Below are 15,321 nucleotides of genomic sequence, written 5' to 3' on the forward strand. Positions count from 1 at the left end.
TTTTCTGGTCAGGTGTTGCTGTGGGCGAGGTGTCGGGGAAGCGGCGAAGCCGCGGAGCCGACGCGGTAGGTCCCCGGGCGGATCTCCTGCAAAGGGGCGTGCTCGAAGGGCTCCTTCGGGTACGGCATGTGCAGCAGGAGGCACCCGGCCAGCTCGGTATCGGCGTCTTCGGGGACGCGGGTCACGGTGAAGGTGAAGGCGCCGCGCGGGTCCCCGACGGAGATCGAGACGGTGACGGCGTCCTGCTCCTCTTCGAGCTGGATTGCGGCGGAGTTGCACCAGCTCAGCGGGAGCGGATGGGCCTGGTGACCGGTCGGGGGCGAATCGGCCGACGCGGGGCAGTCCTGTTCGCCGTCGTCATCGATCCATCCGGTCGTGGTCTGTGCGATCGGGTTACCGCAGGCGGTACAGGCGTGGGTGTTGCCGCTCTCGTGGTCGAACTCGACGGCGATGGACTCGACGTCGAAGACATCATCCTCTGTGCTGACCGCGGCTCCGTTGACGGTGAGAAGGGGGAACATCGATCCTCCCGGGCGGTCGCCTGGGGCGCCGTCGGCGCCCCGGGGCTTCAGTTGTCGGCGCAGTACCAGTTGGTCTGGCCTGCATGCAGGTGCCAGCCCTCAACGCAGGCGACGTCGAAGAGGGCGGCCTCAAGGCGGGCCGCAAGCGTGTCCATCGCCTCGACACCGTCCGCGGCTAGGCAGGTGGCCCGGATCTGTGCGCCGTCGCCGTCGGGGAAGGCGTCGACTGTCGCGCCGATGACCGGCATTACTGATCCGGGGGCGGTCAGTGGGGTGATGGCTTCGGCGAGTGTCCGGGTGAGCCATTCGGGTGTGGGGTGGGACGCGGGGTCGGTGGTCTCAGGGGCGCGAAGAAAGATCTCGATGCTGAGCACGGCCATCCGAGCTCCTTGGAGGAACCGGGGGCGGAGTCATGGGAGGGTTCCGCTTTCCCACGCACCGACGCCCCTCACGGGGAGGTGGCGGGGCCGGTCATCGTCGGAACCGGCCCCGTCGCCGGTCAGTCGGTGCGGCGGTAGAACTCGATCCAGGCGCGGGACTTGGCGTCCCACAGTTCGGCGCGGATCACGCCGGGGTGGCTCGCGGCGCATTCGGTGGCGAGTGCGCGCGTCATCTCGGGGCGGTCGGGTCCGCCGTGGACTCCCAGAAGCCCGGGATGTCGAAGTCGTCGTAGTGCCGGATGAGGGTCCGGCCGCGGCGCTGTGCCGCGGCGATGGCCTTGGACGTCTCGTGTTCGTCCGTGAGCGCCTCGCCAACGGCTTCTTCGTCGGCAGGGTCGCCATCGGCTGTGCGACAGGCCGCGATGAATTCGCGCATGCGCCGCGCGCCGGCGTCATCGGCCGCTTGGAACTGCGTAGGGCCACCGCGGCCACCGTTGGTGAAGGCTCCCAGCAGGGTCCGACCGTCGCGGACCGTTCCGGACCAGGCGATTCCGGTTCCGATGTCCGTGCTGGACACCTGCGTTACGCGCACTTGCTCGGTAGGGACGACCAGGCCGCTGTGCGGCAATCTGATCAGGGCCACGTCTCCTCCCTTGTCGCTTTCAGCGGTGATTGCGCAGTGGACGCACGTTCCTTCGCCGTCACAGTGGCATTCGGCTTCGCACGCGCGGCAGTCGTACAGGGTTCCGGGTTCGTGCGGGTAGTCCGCGTGGTTGAGCGTGGGATGCTGTCTGCACATCGGCATTCACCGCCTTGAATCGGTGTCCGATCAGGGGCCGCGATACTCGCGGCCCCTGAACCGATACCGGGAAGGCGGATTCGGGGTGCCGACCGTGGCGCGGTCGGCACCCCTTTTGCTTATCCCGCGCGATAGCAGGACAGGTCGTCCGTTTCGGTGCCGCCTTCACCGATCAGGCACAGCCCGAGCATGTCCGCGTTCTCCTCGCACCACGCGAACTGGTCTTGGCTGTAATCGGCGAAGTACTCATCTTCCGTGTCCCCGGGGCGCAGGGTGAGGAAGCCCAGCGCACGCGCGGCGACCTGGTCTTCCGAAACTCCCACAGGGGTCCGCAAGTCCTTCCCTTCGAAGATGAGGGAGTCACCGCAGTAGAGGCCGTAGGACCAGCACTCCCGGGCGACCACGCCGCAGGTTTCGAAGCCGGCGGGTTCGATTATCAGCGTGTGAGGGAGGATAGTGAAACCGTCGATGACGAATTCCGACATGGCACACCTCACCTAGGGTGCGAACTACTGGGGTTCAGCAGGGTTCGATTCGGATTCCGCCGCGCAGACCGAAGAGGATGCGACGCTCGATCAGGGACAGATCAGCATCGGGCGACCGGTAGAGGTCGATGTAGCTTCCTTCGGTGACCGCAGGCGTCAGAACGCGTTCCGGCCGACGGAAGACGTAGTCGAAGTGCTGGCGCTGCGAGTAGCCCATATAGGTCCGACTCCACAGCGCATCCTTCGCTGCTTGCAGTGAGGGGAAGCGTTCCATGTCCTCTTGGGACGACGGAGTGAATCCGGGTCCGCCGTACCACACCCCGTACCAGGCCATAGCATTCTCCGGGGGAGTGTTCTTTGCTTGGTCACCCTTATTAATACCCACACGGAAGATCAATTAACGAGACAGAAGAAAATATTCCGGCCGGCACATTGAAATCATGGCGACAGTTCGACATGCACTCTCGCACGTCAATCCATGATTCGAAGTGTAGAGCGAGGGTTACAATAGACCATAAGACAACACACCAAGAAAGCGCCTGTAAATAGAGGAAGGGAATACGGCATTCGAATTGATATCCGTCAATCCGATCGCACCAGGGGACGAATCCGACCAAACCCCGCACCATCCCGATAGAGTTTGCGGACCATGCTCCGCACCTGTCGGGCGACACACAGGCACCCCCCACACGCCACCTGACCAGCTATTTCTTGACAGCGACGCCTTGGCCGCCATACCGCCTCAGGGAGAGCCGCCCCCGCGGACGCCCCGTTCGACATCCCCGTGGACACCCATTAGCAAAGGCATTCGCCCAGCAATTACCCTTAAAAGGAAACCCTGACAGAACGACCCGGCAGGGCAACACGCACCGCACAAGCCAAGGAAAGGAGAAAGGGGGTTGCCCCTGCCGCGCCTCGCACTATCACTTTTCTAGGATAGTTGTGCGCGTAATTCAGGTGCGACCTCCGCTCCGATTTCTCGCATGGCCTGTTCGTAGGCGGCAAAGGCCGTAGCAGCTGCCCTGGTGTCCCCTTGTTCGAGTAGGCAGGTGACGAGCTTGCGGTGGGGTTGCTCGGTGAGCGGCGCGATCTGCACCGCCCGCCGCAGGAGCCGGACAGCTGTGTTCGGCTCGGAGTCGTCGACCGCTGCGAGGAGGGCCTCGATCAGCCGTTGCCGCAGCCGCTCGCGGTGGAGCTCTGCCCAGCGGAAGTCGGAGTCGGCAGCAAAGTCCTCATAGTCAACCGTCGCCTGGAGCAAGTCGTCTGCCGTCCCGTCCGACCCCATGGCCTTGTGCAGGTCCCACAGGTCCGTGCTCACCGCCTCGGGATCGAGGCGGTAGTGGTCGTCGTGCAGGACGACCGTGGCGGTGGCGCTTGCGGCGGCGGTCTGGCGCACGGCTCCGCGAAGCGCGCTGACGGCGTCGTGGAAGCGCCGGGTGGAGCGCGTCGCGATGTCGTCGGGCCACATGTCCTCTACCGCGCGGTCGAGACGGACACCGTCGGGGTGCAGCGCGAGGTAGGCGGCGACTTCGTAGGCGGAGCGCCGCCGCGGAACGGCCGCCTTGCCGCCTACGGTCATGCCGACTCGTCCAAGAACACGTAGGCGGACGGGGCGTTCAGGTGCTTCGGCTTCTGGCCCCTCGTCCTGTGTTCCTGCGGCCACCTGGCCGTCGTCAGAACCGTTCTCGCTGTCCGAGTCAATGGGGCGGTTTCGTTGCGCGTCGATGAGTGCGTCGATGACCTGTCCCCGTGTGGTGAGCGGCCAGGCCGTACCCGCCAGACCTCCGATGTCTCCATCGCCCTTGTGAACGTGGCCTGCGTGGTCGATTACCGCGACGCGCCCTGACCAGCGGCTGAGGACGAGGGCCGCCACTGGTGCTCCCCCGGCGTCCAGCAGGTCGTCGACCTGTTGGGCCTCCTCCCGGTCTGCAGCGGCGATGAGCACATTCACCTCGCCCTCGTCGTCGGCTTCACGGTTCGGCGGCTCGACGGGCTCTTGGTCGTCGTCTTCGTCCTCCCCCAGGTTGGTGAGCATCTCCGCATGCAGGTGGGCGATGGCCTCGCTCAAGGTCGTCGTGATGCGGATCCCTGGAGGTGCGCCGTCCCGGACGCGCTCCGCGGCGGCATCTCCCAGAAGCGTGACGAGGCAGTCCTCCGGGAGCACGACTCGCAGCCCTTCGCGCTGCAGGGCCATGGCCAGGACCGTTCGTACGGCACCGTGTGCTCCGACTCCTGTGATCCCCAAGGCGCCGCGGAGTCGTCGAAGGGCGAGGGCCTCCCCCTGCTGCTGTGGTGTGGGCGAATCGGCCTCGACCGGATGGGGTGGTGACCACAGGGAGGTCGACGCGTGGGCGGGATCCTGGGCTGCGCCTGCAAGAGCCTCATCCTCGCTCTCGTCCCAGTCGTCCTCATCGCCCTCCCCTGGGCCTCGGTCCCGGTCAGGGCGTGGGCGGCGGCCGAGGAGGTACCCGGTCGCGCCGGCGACGACGCCCGAGGCAGCGGCGGCCCCTGCTGCTGTCGCGGCCGAGGGGATCTCGACCACGACGACGGGGCGCTCGTCCGGTGCTTGTTCGGGAGGCGGCTCCGGCGCGGGTGATTCAGGGGTCCGTGCGGCCGGTGGAGGGCCGGAGGCGACGGTGTAGGTGATCTCGACCCGGCGCTGCCCGGAGTCGGTGGCGTCGTCCAGGAGCTCGTCCGCTCCGACGCCCTGGACCACGACCTCGGGAGCATCCGGCCCCAGCTCGGCGGTGAGGTGCTCGGCGACGGATTCGGCCCGCCGCTGGGAAAGCTGCTGGTTGTACTCGGGATCCCCGCTGGCATCGGTGTGTCCGGTGACGACGATGGGGACTCCGGCGGCGCCGTGGTCGCGGATCATTGCGATGACCGAGGCGAGGCCGGCTTCCATCTCGGGCGTCAGTTCGGCGGAGTCGAGGGCGATGCCGCTGAGGACTCTGTTCCGCTCGATATGGACCCGGCCCTCGGGGCCCGCTTCCTCGTGGGCGCCGCCTTCCGGGGCGGGCGGCGGTGCCCCTTCCTCGACCGGAACCTCCCCCTCAGCAGCGTCGGCTGTCGCTGCGGGCTCAACGGCGGCGTGGGCGACCGGTGTGCTGACTGTGGCCCCTGCAGCGGTGGCCGCCAGGAGTTGAAGGGGGCCGAACAGGCGCCGCGCCGGGCGGCTCCGCATGCGCTGCCAGAGTTCGGTGGCGGCCGCAGCGAGGTACAGCCCCCAGAGCACCCACAACAGGCCGACGCCGAACGCCGTTGCCACACCTGGAGGAAGCGAGCCTCCGCGCAGGTAGGCCATCGCGCTGTCGGCGTCCCAGTCGAGGCGGGGCCAGGCGAGCACGGTGGTCGCCACGTAGGGGACTCCGGCGAGGACGGCGATGCTGAAGAGAAGTGCGCCGGTCTGCAGGACGATGCGTCGAGCCATGGGGGTTCCTCGGTTCAGGGGCCGGTGTGCGGTGCGGCGCTCGCGCTGGCCGCGAGGGTGCGGCTCCCCAGGGGCATCAGCGTGAAGTCGTAGTCGAGTTGGGCGGTCACCGTGACGGCGTCCTCTCCGGCGGAGACGGTGCCTGTGGCTCCGGCCCGGTCGAGAAAGTTCCGGGCCGCGCGCTCGGCGGCCTCAGGGTCGAGCAGGATCTCCTCCCCTGTCCGGTAGGTGGCCAGGTCGATCTGCTGTGCCCCGGCTCGGGCCGCCTCCTGCGCCAAGGAGAGGGCCCGGCTCCGCTCGGCCAGGGCCGATCCGCCTTCCCACACCAGGGCGAAGACGAAGACGAGGGTGAGGGCGGTGGTGGTGACGAAGGCGGTCACCTGCCCGGCGTCGGATCTGGAGCGTCCGCTCATGGACGCCCCCGGTACACGTCGACCACGGCGTCGGCCTCGCCCTCGACGTCTCGGTGGAGGGGCACCCCGAGGCCGGTGAGGCCACTGAGGTCGGCCCGGCAGGTCAGCTCGGCTCTCACGGTGCCGCCGGGCTCCAGAGCGCCCGTCTCCAGGGTCAGGGTGTGGCTGCTGCAGCTCAGCTCGTGCGTACGCAGAGCGTCCGCAACGGCCCTTTCGGCGGCGGCGCGTGCCTGCTCGGGGCTGCGTTCCAATGTGGCGGCGCGCGCTCCCGCGTGGGCGGCGGCGTCGGCCGCCTGTGTCGCCGTCGTGAGGCGGTGGGCCAGCACGATCAGCAGGACGAGCAGGATCAGCAGCGGGGTGAGGACCGCCAGCTCCACGGCCGCGCTCCCCCGCTGTTCTCCCTGGAGTCGGAGTTCGCGGCCGGTCATGGCGGGCTGGTGAACCTCTCCACAGGTGCCGAGCTCTCGTGTCGGATCGGCCAGGTCAGTCCGGGTAGGACGGACGGGACCTGCGCGGTGACGACGACGCGGGCCGCCTCGTCGTCGCGGTGCACCTCAACGTTGAGCCCGCGCAGGAGGCGCCCGCCGAGCTGTTCTCCTGCGTGTTCTCCGGCGGCCTGGCCGTCGGCGTCGGTGGCGTCGACGGCTCGGGCCTCGGCCAGGGCCGTGGTCGCGATGGACTGGGCCACCTGTGAGGCGTGGGCGACCAGTCCGGCCTGGATCACCAGGAGCAGCAGAAGCAGCAGGAGGGGCGTGGCGACCGCGAGTTCCGCGCTGCCCCGGTCGCTGCGGGTGCGTGCGGCCCTCATTCGGAGAGCATGCTGACGATCTCGTCAGCCTTGTCGGTGACGGCGGGGGTGAGTACGGCGAAGACCGCGATGGCCAGGCCGACGAGCAGGGCGATGACGACGACGGATTCGGTGGAGTAGCCGGAGTCGGGGCGGCGGGGCCGGAGCGGGAACACGGTGTGGGAGCGGTGCATGGGGATGTCTCCCTCAGAGGCTGGTGAGGATGAGGCTGAGCGCCGGGTAGCCGACGAGGACGAGGAACCCGGCGAACAGGAGGACGACCGGCAGGCTCATGCGTTCGGTGGCGGCTTGGGCCTGGGCGTCGAGGGCCGCCAGGTGGCGGGTGCGCAGGGAGCGCGCTTTGGCGGCCAGGGAGGCTCGGACGCGGGCGCCGTCGGTTCCGGCGAGTTGGAGGCTGGCGGCGAGCTCGTTGAACTCGTCCAGGTCGTAGCGGTCTCCGAGTTCTCGGAGGGCGGACCATGGCGGGTCGCGGCGCAGGGCGGCGGCGCGCAGGGCGATCCGGATGCGCGCCATGGCCGTGCCCCCGGTGCGGGACGCCTCGTCCAGGGCCCCGCTGACTCCGGCGCCGCCGGCGAGGGCGACGACGACCAGGTCGGCGAATGCGGCGACGGTCTGGCGCATCTCCGTGCGCCGCTTGGCGGCTTCGTCGCGCAAGGACAGGTCCGGGGCCAGCCAGAGTACGCCTGCGGCCAGGGCCCACAGCAGGAAGCCGGGCAGCGGCGCGATGGGCACGCCGGCCACCGTTGCAACTGCCCCGACCAGGGGCGGGAGCGCCACTCCGACCAGGGCGGTGGTGGTCTTCTCCGCCAGGTAGGAGGGGATGTCGCGCTCGCAGAGGAGGAGTCGGGCGCGCGTCCGCTTGGTGGGTAGCCCCATGGCCGCGAGCACGGGGATCCCTCGGCTTCCGAGGCGGGCCGCCCAACTGCCCGCCGACACCGTGGAGGGCGCGGGGCGCGGTGGTGGGGGCTCGGTCAGGAGGTCGGCCAGGCTCGGGCGCGCCCACCGCAGGGCGATGAGCACCCAGGCTCCGGCGCCGATGAGAGTGCCGCCGATCCCGGCGAGGAGGAGGGGGCTCATGTGCTCACCTGCGCATGGGGCTCGGCGCGCAGCACGCGTGGTCCGAGGTCGGTTCGCGACAGCCGGGCGAGCCAGGTCAGGGCGAGTGCCCAGAGCGCGCCGATGCCGGCCAGCACGAGCTGTCCGAGCGCGCCGTCGTAGGGGGCCAGGTAGGTCGGGTTGAAGACCAGGAGGAGGACCGCCAGGGCCAGGGTGGTGGCGGTTATGATGCGCATCGCGGTGTGCACCCGGGCCCGGGTGGCGGCCACGCGTACGAGCATCGCGGCCTGCTCCCGGGTCGCCTCGGCCAGCCCGGACAGCAGCGCCCCGAGGTCGGCCGCGTGCCGGGTGGCCGCGTTGCTCAGGGCGGCGGCCACCAGGTCCGCGGTCGGGGTGTCGACGGCTTCGGCGAACTCGGTCAGCGTCTTGTGCGGGTGGTCGGTGCGGATCCGCTCGGCCAGGCGCACCACGTGCTCCCGGATGGAAGCCGGGGCGATGGGAGCGGTGGCGGTGATGGCGCTCTGCAGGCCCGATGCCGCCGACATCAGGTCGCGCACCTGTTCGGTCCAGGCCGCCACGGCCTCGATGCGCTCCAGCCGCTCGTGGTGCTCGCGGTCGGGGCCCAGCAGTCCGGGCAGCCACCAGGCCGCGGCGGCCGCGAGCAGAGCAGCGACGGGCCAGCCGGTCACTGCCCAGGCCGCCGCTGCGGCACCGAGGACGCCGACGGCGCGCAGGGCGCGGCGGCGGTCGGTGAGCAGGGTCCTAACGTCCAGGGCCTTGCGCGCAGGAGCGTTGCCTTCGACGGCGGCAAAGGCGCCGTTGAGCGTGAGCCATAGGCCGCCGCCGAGGGCCGCTCCCCCGGCGATGCCGATCAGGGTTGCGGCGTTCACCCGGACCACCCCTGCATGTCGGGTTCGACCAGGCGGGCGATGTCGAAGCCCGCCGCAGTGAGCACATCGATGGTGGGCGGGCTCGGCGGGGCGGCCGGTAGCCGTCCCGCCTCCCGGGAGCGGCGGTAGATCTCGTTGGAGGCCACGCGCGGCCCTTCGGCGCCCACGACCTCGCGGATGCTGGTGACCACGCGTTCCCCGGTAGGGGTGGCAGAGATGTGCACGACCAGGTGCACGGCGGTGGCGATGAGCAGGCAGGTGGCGTCGAGCGGGAGGCGCTCGGCGGACTGGGCCGCATAGGCGCCGAGCTTGGCGAACGCACCGTCCGATGAGGCGGCGTGCAGGGTGGTCAGGCTGCCGTCGTTGCCCTGGCTCATCGCGTTGAGCAGCGGGACCGTCTCGTGGCCGCGGGTCTCGCCCACGATCACCCGGTCCGGGCTCATGCGCAGGGCCGCCCGGACGAGTTCGGCGACGGTGACCTCGCCGGCGCCTTCGACGTTGGGCGGACGGGCGTGCAGGGCGACGGCGTCCGGGTGGGCATGGGGGTCGCGCTCCAGCCCGAGTTCGGGGACGTCTTCGATGGTCACGATGCGCTCGTCCGGCGGGATGTGGGATGCCAGGGCCCGCAGCAGGGTGGTCTTTCCGGCTCCGGTGCCGCCGGTGATGACGATGTTGCGGCGGGAGCGCACCGCCGCGCCGAGCAGTCCGGCGGCCGCGTCGTCGAGCGTGCCCAGCTTGCGGAGTTCGCGCAGGGTGGTGGTCCGGTGGCGGTGGCGGCGGATCGACACCGAGGGGGTGTGGACCACGTCCATCACGGCGTTCATCCGGGAGCCGTCACGCAGGGGCATGTCGAGGATCGGGGCAGCCGGGTCGAAGCGGCGCTCCCCGGCGGGGGATTCGGAGGCGATCCGGCGCACCAAAGCGACCAGCTCGTCGGGTGTGGCCACGATCGGCGGGCGCCTTTCGCGGCGCCCGTCGGCGTAGCGGACCCACACCTGCGTTCCCGTCAGGTTGATGTTCTCGATGTCGGGGTCGTCCAGGAGGTCCTGGAGGGGGCCGGTGCCGCATACCTGGGCCAGGGCCGCTTGCAGGACCCGCTGCTCGACCTCGCGGCTGAGCACCCGGTCACCGCGGGCCAGCGCCCGTTGGGCGGCCTGGTCGAGGACCTCGCGGATGACGCGCTCGGCCCGGGCCGCGAAGTCCTCGGGGGTTTCCGCGTCGTCGAGGTTGACGGTCGCGCTGAGGCGGCGCAGGGCTTCACCGCTGGTGTAGCGGACCCATCGGGCCACCAGTTCCTCGGTGCTCATGGGGCGCTCACCGGCCTGGAGTTCATCTGCGAGTCGAGCTCGCCCGCGAGCCGCCGGGCCGTGGCGAGCAGGGGCCGCCTGCTCCATCGACGCGGGGGTACCGAGTCGCCTCGCAGCAGGCTCGCGGAGGGGCGATCGGCGGGGATGCGCGCTCGTACTGGCGCGCCTATGGCTTCTTGCAGGGCCGCGTCGTCGTGCGGGCCGGTCGTGACAGCCAACTCGAGATTCGAGATCCCGGCCTTCAGGGCGGGAAGAGCGTCTCGGACCCGTTTGAGGTGTGCGACGTCGTCGTTGGCGACCAGGAGAGTTGCGTGGGCAGCGGCGGCCAGGCGCACGGCCGGCGACCGCGGGGCCATCCGCCCCAGGTCCACGACCACGATCCCGTTCCCCGAGGTCAACGCCTCTGTGTTCTCGGCCAGGAGGGCGACGGCGTTGGCGGCGCGGTCGGCGGCCGATGGTGCCGTGCAGGCGCGCAGGCCGCCGGGAAGGACCTGGGTGAAGTCCTCGGGCCGGGCGCGGCGTTGAGGGCCGTCGAGGCGGGAGGCGGCGGCGAGCTCGACCAGTCCGGGGGAGGCAGGAAGGTGGCGCCAGGCCGCGATGTCTCCTCCGGAGGCGTCGGCCTCGATCACGGTCGCGGTCTCGGGTTCGGGCCAGGCGGCGGCCAGGGCCAGGGCGAGTGTGGTGGCCCCGGGCGCGCCGCTGAGCGAGCACACCGCGGCCAGGCGGGTCACGGGACGCCTCCGCCGACTTCAACGACCGACAGGGCCTCGGCTGCGGCGGCCTGGGCGACGCGAGCAGCATCGGCGGCGTCGACGACGAGCTCGACGCGGGTGGACTCCGAGGTGTCGCCGGTCGGGGCGTGGATGGCCTGGACCCTTGCGGGAACGCCAGTGGTCTCGGCGTCGCCTTCACCGTCGCCGAGTTCGGAGATGATCGCCGAGACCTGTGCGCCTTCCTGGAGGGAGGCGGGGAACTGCGCGGGCGACAGAACTGCGCCGATGACGGCCTCCCCGTCTTCCAGGTGCGCGGGTTCGGCGGTGACGGCTTTGGAGGGGATCAGCGACCGTTCGGGCACCGCGGTGGACAGGCGTTGGCCGACAAGGCCGTCGCGCTCTTCGACAGGGACGGCGGACAGCGCGTCGGCACCGGCGATGTGAACCACCTGCAGGTCGCCGGATTCCAGGAGGCGTCCGGCGGGAAGGTCGCGTGCGGCGGCCACGTATCCGCTTCGGTCATCGCTCCGGTCGAGTGCGGCGCCGGCTGCGACGGCGCCGAGTGCCATCAGCACCAGCCCTGCGGCCAGTCGGCGCCATCGGCGCGCCCCGGCCTTAAGCCGGAGCTTTGAGCCACGGCCGTCTGGTTGCGTCATTGCCGTACTCCTTCGACAGCTCTCGTGGGCGCGGGGTCTCAGAGGGCGGCGGCTCGCGTCTGCACGAGGCCTTGGGACTCCACGACGTCCACCTCGGTGTCGGCTTCGGTGAACAGCGGGGCGAGTTCACCGCCGGTACCGTCGGTCGCCTCCCAGCTCACCGACCAGGTCACTTCCACCGCGACCGTGTAGTCACCGGTGGAGGCGCGAGTGTAGGTGTGGCCGCAGTCGGGAGAGGCGGAGGCGGGATCGTCGCGCCCGGGGGCATAGGGGCGACCGGGCCCAGAGCAGGTGACGACCTCGCCGTCGCCCATGGACCAGTCCGCCGACGTCGGGGTCGCGGTCACCGAGACGGCTCCGCCAGGGACTTCGGCTTCGGCCGTCACGGGCTCCCACACCTCTTCGTCGACCCACAGCCAGACCGGGACCTGCACCAGCACCGGCGCGTCCGCGCCGGGAGAGGTGTTCAGACCGGGGCCGGGAAGATGCATCGCGTCGCGAGCGGCATCGGCGAGGGCGACGGGGTCGAAGGCCGGTCCGCCGTCATCACCGCCGCCACCGGCCCCTCCACCAGGCACCGCGAGAGTGGTGGTGCAGTCCTGAACGGCAGCGCCTGGTTCCGTGCACACCGTCCCGGCGTAGGCTCCGCCCGTGCTCGAGGATCCGCTGCCGCCGCCGTTCTCGCTGGAGGCGCCACCACCAGCTCCCCCACCAGGCCGCCCCGGCGTGCCTTCCCCTGATTCAGCGCTGACGTCGCAGCCGGGACCGCCTTGGGTACCGCACTCGGCCCGCCCCAAGAAGGATGGATCGTCGGCGAATGCCGGGGCAGCTTGGACCAGAACCAGTGAACAGACTGCGGTGCTTCCGACCACACATCGCCTCAGCACGACCCCTGCTCCCAGATACGTAACTCGGAGACACGCCAAACCAAGCCGTCATTGGAAACGGTCGCATCCACCTTGCGCGGCCCTGGTTCAGCTTCTGCTGACGAACTCGCCTCCCCCTGTTCCACCCACTCTGAGTCGTCAACGCAATCGAGGATCGTCACTTCACGCTCAGATGATTCGGTGACTTCCGGGGAGAGCAACGGCTCCCCGACCACGGTGACTCCATCGTCACTCGCCCCTTGAAGGGTTTGCCGCATCAGTTCCAAAGCATCCCCTGAAGCATGATCCGCTAATTCCTCTGGATCCGGATCTCCCGAGTGCGAAGCTTCGACCACCACATTCCACATATCTGTGTAGGCCCCCACCGCCGCCTCCTCATCCGACTCAGGAGTCGGCGACTCGGAGGGAGGATCCGGCTGGTCCGACTCCTCAGCGGGCACACATGCCGCTACACCCCCGACGAACAGAACGGCGAGCGCAACACGAGGCAGGGTCATTAGCTTCCTCATCAGCAATTACCACATCAGCCAAGGAAGACTGACGGTAACGCGCACACCACCAGCGGTCAAAGACAGAAACCCGCAGAAGGGGGCCCATTACAGCGATCTTACCCATAGGTAAGCCTGACCCAAGAGACAACCGAAGGTCCCACTCAGACACAAAGAGTAATCTCTAGAGAGCCGAACACCACACGAAGCAAAGCTGACTCTCCGTCACGTAAGAATGACCACAAGGCAAGAAGGCGACCAACTCAGCCACGAACACACGGTTCCCCACCTAGGACCCAACCGAGAAACAAATGGATGAATCGCCAGCAATTACTCAACCACCCTCTTATCGACACACATCGAAGGTGGAGACTCCAGGTAAACCAGCGCTCTCATTCCCCTTCGAAGCCGTGGGATGGCGCCACCGCCCAGCCCAGCCTCATCTCGATCGATGCAGTAGTTACGCTGGCGGCATGCCGCTTGAGCCCCTGCGCCTCCAGCTCCCCTCCCCGCTGGTCGAGATGGACGACGAACGGCTGGGCAACGTACGCCTGCTTCTGAAGCGGGACGACCTCATCAGCCCCGAGGTCCCGGGGAACAAGTGGCGCAAGCTCCGGCTGAACCTCGAACAGGCGGGCGAGCTCGGCCACCACACCCTGCTGACCTTCGGCGGCGCCTACTCCAACCACCTGCGCGCGGTCGCTGCGGCAGGCGCCCACTACAAGCTGGACACCATCGGCGTGGTGCGCGGCGACGAGCTCGTGGCCAAGCCGAGGAACTGGTCGCTGGCCTACTGCGAGCAGCGCGGCATGCGGCTTGTGTTCATGGACCGCCAGACCTACCGCGAGAAGCACAGCACCGAGGTCGTCGACCGCCTCCGCAGCGAGCACGGGGACTTCTTCCTCATCCCCGAGGGCGGCTCCAACGCCCTGGCGGTGCGCGGCGCAATGGACGTCCCCGGAGAGACCACCGCCCCCTACGACGTGATCTGCTGCCCAGCCGGGACCGGAGGAACCCTCGCCGGGATCGCAGCCGGTGCCCCGCCCGGAGTGCACGCCATCGGGTTCTCAGCCCTCAAAGGCGATTTCCTCACTGACGAGGTGCAGCGACTCCAGGCCGAGGCCGGGCTCACCACTGCGAACTGGCGGGTGGAGACCCGCTTCCACTTCGGAGGGTTCGCCAAGCACCCGCCGCAGCTGCACGCGTTCGCCACCGATTTCGAGAATCGGCACGGCATCCGCCTTGAGCTGACCTACGTCGCGAAAATGCTGGCCGGCATCTACGAGATGGCCGCCAAAGGCGAGCTCTCACCTGGTACCACAGTCGTCGCCGTCATCACCGGGCCAGCGGAAAGTGGGGCGGGCGGGACTTGAACCCGCGACCCACGGATTATGAGTCCGCTGCTCTAACCGGCTGAGCTACCGCCCCGGGGCTGATCCTAACGATCCGAGCCCCTCACAGGCGCATGTGATACTCGCGCACGACCCGCTGCGACACCGCGTGATCAACCCAGGTCAGGTCCCACTCCCCCGTGTTCACCTTGAAGTTCTTCCCGAACCCCACCCACCGGCCGGCCATCTCGCGCCCGGAGGGGTTCACGAGCAGCTGCAAGGTGCCGTGGTACTCCGCTCCGCGGTAGTGCCCGGTCGGCGAGGTCTTCTCCGACCACGTGCCGGAGGCGACCATCCCGGAGATGGTCAGCGTGAGCTCGAGTCGGGAGCCGGTGGTGTGCGGCAGCGACTGCCCCAGCAGGCGGGGCCCGTCCTGGCGCAACACCACGTAGTGCTCGCCCTGTTGCGGGCCACGGCTGCTGCTGGTGTAGAGGTAGCGCGACCGCCACACCCCGGTGTAGTCCGGCCCCGGCGAGGCAGGCTCCGGTTCCGGTTCGGCATCGTCCGGCAGGGTCGCCGCCAGCGACAGGGCAGCTGACAGCTTCAAGATAGGGCCGCGCCGCCCTTCCCCGAGCCGGGCGGTCCACCGGGTGACGGCGGCCGCGATCTCGTGTACCTCCAGAGCGGCGACCTGCTCGGCGGCCTTCTCGACCGCTCCCTCGTCCGACTCGCCTGCCAGCGGGGCAAGAGCCGCGTGCGCGCGGTGCGCACCGTCACCGCTGCGGTGGTCGGGACCGTCAGCGAGGAGGTCGACGATGTGGCACTCGTACAGCTCGGCCAGCCGCCCCAGGACCGTCAGGGACGGCTCGTAGCCCGTGGGCCCGGGCCAGAGCTCCCAGTAGCTGATCGCCTTGTCGCTCTTGGGATCGGCCGGCCACCTCTCGGACCACATCTCGGCGACCTGGCGCTGGGACCACCCGCGCGCCAGGCGCATGCCCACGCGCGCGTTCACCCGGTAGCGCTCTCGCATGACATGGGCGACCTCGCCCCATGAACGGCCTTCGGCACGTAGGCGCTCAGCCAGCTGCGCCTGCTGCTTGCGTCGGCTGCGGGCTCGGGCGGGGGGCATTGGTAGTCAGAGGCGCGGTGCCCAAAGA

At 69.6% G+C, this 15,321-nt stretch carries 19 protein-coding genes and 1 tRNA gene; 1 reads left to right on the forward strand and 19 read right to left on the reverse strand.

The genetic code is table 11. The features are described from left to right. Positions 1-8 precede the first annotated feature (8 nt). The 17 genes from D476_RS34635 to D476_RS36750 all read right to left on the reverse strand — a co-directional run bounded on the left by D476_RS34635 (position 9) and on the right by D476_RS36750 (position 12,710). The gene (locus D476_RS34635) at positions 9-521 is read right to left on the reverse strand and encodes a hypothetical protein (protein ID WP_017626867.1); all 513 of its coding nucleotides are present in this window, start codon (positions 519-521) and stop codon (positions 9-11) included. Between the two features lie 47 nt (positions 522-568). Beyond that, positions 569-901 carry a hypothetical protein gene (locus D476_RS0126185; protein WP_017626868.1) on the reverse strand — a complete coding sequence of 111 codons (333 nt, stop codon included), beginning with the start codon at positions 899-901 and terminating at the stop codon, positions 569-571. Between the two features lie 229 nt (positions 902-1,130). Next, on the reverse strand, positions 1,131-1,544 hold the full coding sequence (locus D476_RS0126195) for a hypothetical protein (RefSeq protein WP_017626870.1): 414 nt from the start codon (positions 1,542-1,544) through the stop codon (positions 1,131-1,133). A 275-nt stretch (positions 1,545-1,819) separates the two neighbouring features. Continuing rightward, a complete protein-coding gene (locus D476_RS0126200; RefSeq protein WP_017626871.1) occupies positions 1,820-2,185 on the reverse strand; it encodes a hypothetical protein in 366 nt (121 codons plus the stop codon). A gap of 34 nt (positions 2,186-2,219) precedes the next feature. Beyond that, positions 2,220-2,459 (reverse strand): hypothetical protein, encoded by a 240-nt coding sequence (locus D476_RS0126205; protein ID WP_152529439.1) that lies wholly within the window; start codon positions 2,457-2,459, stop codon positions 2,220-2,222. Between the two features lie 657 nt (positions 2,460-3,116). Continuing rightward, the gene (locus D476_RS0126210; RefSeq protein WP_020380500.1) at positions 3,117-5,615 is read right to left on the reverse strand and encodes an OmpA family protein; all 2,499 of its coding nucleotides are present in this window, start codon (positions 5,613-5,615) and stop codon (positions 3,117-3,119) included. Between the two features lie 14 nt (positions 5,616-5,629). Continuing rightward, entirely contained in the window at positions 5,630-6,028 is a 399-nt protein-coding gene (locus D476_RS0126215) for a pilus assembly protein TadG-related protein (protein ID WP_026123867.1), read from the reverse strand. Continuing rightward, positions 6,025-6,456 (reverse strand): TadE/TadG family type IV pilus assembly protein, encoded by a 432-nt coding sequence (locus D476_RS0126220; protein ID WP_017626874.1) that lies wholly within the window; start codon positions 6,454-6,456, stop codon positions 6,025-6,027. Before D476_RS0126220 ends, D476_RS0126215 begins: the two co-directional genes overlap by 4 nt. Further along, a complete protein-coding gene (locus D476_RS0126225) occupies positions 6,453-6,836 on the reverse strand; it encodes a TadE/TadG family type IV pilus assembly protein (protein WP_017626875.1) in 384 nt (127 codons plus the stop codon). Before D476_RS0126225 ends, D476_RS0126220 begins: the two co-directional genes overlap by 4 nt. After that, positions 6,833-7,009: a hypothetical protein gene (locus D476_RS38300; protein WP_017626876.1), complete on the reverse strand. Its 177-nt coding sequence runs from the start codon at positions 7,007-7,009 to the stop codon at positions 6,833-6,835. Before D476_RS38300 ends, D476_RS0126225 begins: the two co-directional genes overlap by 4 nt. A 13-nt stretch (positions 7,010-7,022) precedes the next feature. Beyond that, positions 7,023-7,913: a type II secretion system F family protein gene (locus D476_RS34640; protein WP_017626877.1), complete on the reverse strand. Its 891-nt coding sequence runs from the start codon at positions 7,911-7,913 to the stop codon at positions 7,023-7,025. Beyond that, positions 7,910-8,791, reverse strand: coding sequence for a type II secretion system F family protein (locus tag D476_RS0126240; protein ID WP_017626878.1), 882 nt, complete (start codon positions 8,789-8,791; stop codon positions 7,910-7,912). Before D476_RS0126240 ends, D476_RS34640 begins: the two co-directional genes overlap by 4 nt. After that, positions 8,779-10,089: a CpaF family protein gene (locus D476_RS0126245; protein WP_017626879.1), complete on the reverse strand. Its 1,311-nt coding sequence runs from the start codon at positions 10,087-10,089 to the stop codon at positions 8,779-8,781. The genes D476_RS0126240 and D476_RS0126245 overlap by 13 nt, the downstream gene beginning before the upstream one ends. Further along, positions 10,086-10,820 (reverse strand): hypothetical protein, encoded by a 735-nt coding sequence (locus D476_RS0126250; protein ID WP_017626880.1) that lies wholly within the window; start codon positions 10,818-10,820, stop codon positions 10,086-10,088. Before D476_RS0126250 ends, D476_RS0126245 begins: the two co-directional genes overlap by 4 nt. Next, positions 10,817-11,458, reverse strand: a complete 642-nt coding sequence (locus tag D476_RS0126255) for a hypothetical protein (protein ID WP_026123869.1) — start codon at positions 11,456-11,458, stop codon at positions 10,817-10,819. The genes D476_RS0126250 and D476_RS0126255 overlap by 4 nt, the downstream gene beginning before the upstream one ends. 38 nt (positions 11,459-11,496) lie before the next feature. After that, a complete protein-coding gene (locus D476_RS35780; protein ID WP_239648828.1) occupies positions 11,497-12,036 on the reverse strand; it encodes a hypothetical protein in 540 nt (179 codons plus the stop codon). 302 nt (positions 12,037-12,338) lie between these two features. Next, the gene (locus D476_RS36750) at positions 12,339-12,710 is read right to left on the reverse strand and encodes a hypothetical protein (protein ID WP_239648829.1); all 372 of its coding nucleotides are present in this window, start codon (positions 12,708-12,710) and stop codon (positions 12,339-12,341) included. A gap of 596 nt (positions 12,711-13,306) precedes the next feature. Between D476_RS36750 and D476_RS35785 the strand changes: the two genes are divergently transcribed. Next, entirely contained in the window at positions 13,307-14,206 is a 900-nt protein-coding gene (locus D476_RS35785) for a 1-aminocyclopropane-1-carboxylate deaminase/D-cysteine desulfhydrase (RefSeq protein WP_051061849.1), read from the forward strand. Here the strand turns inward: D476_RS35785 and D476_RS0126270 are convergent. Together D476_RS0126270 and D476_RS35790 are read right to left on the reverse strand one after the other, a co-directional pair. Then, positions 14,188-14,261: transfer RNA gene (locus D476_RS0126270), tRNA-Ile, on the reverse strand. The two genes, D476_RS35785 and D476_RS0126270, sit on opposite strands and share 19 nt — an antisense overlap. A 27-nt stretch (positions 14,262-14,288) precedes the next feature. Continuing rightward, on the reverse strand, positions 14,289-15,194 hold the full coding sequence (locus D476_RS35790; RefSeq protein WP_051061846.1) for a helix-turn-helix transcriptional regulator: 906 nt from the start codon (positions 15,192-15,194) through the stop codon (positions 14,289-14,291). Between the last annotated feature and the right edge of the window lie 127 nt (positions 15,195-15,321).

It is taken from the genome of Nocardiopsis chromatogenes YIM 90109 (assembly GCF_000341185.1).
Taxonomy (GTDB): Bacteria; Actinomycetota; Actinomycetes; order Streptosporangiales; family Streptosporangiaceae; genus Nocardiopsis_A; species Nocardiopsis_A chromatogenes.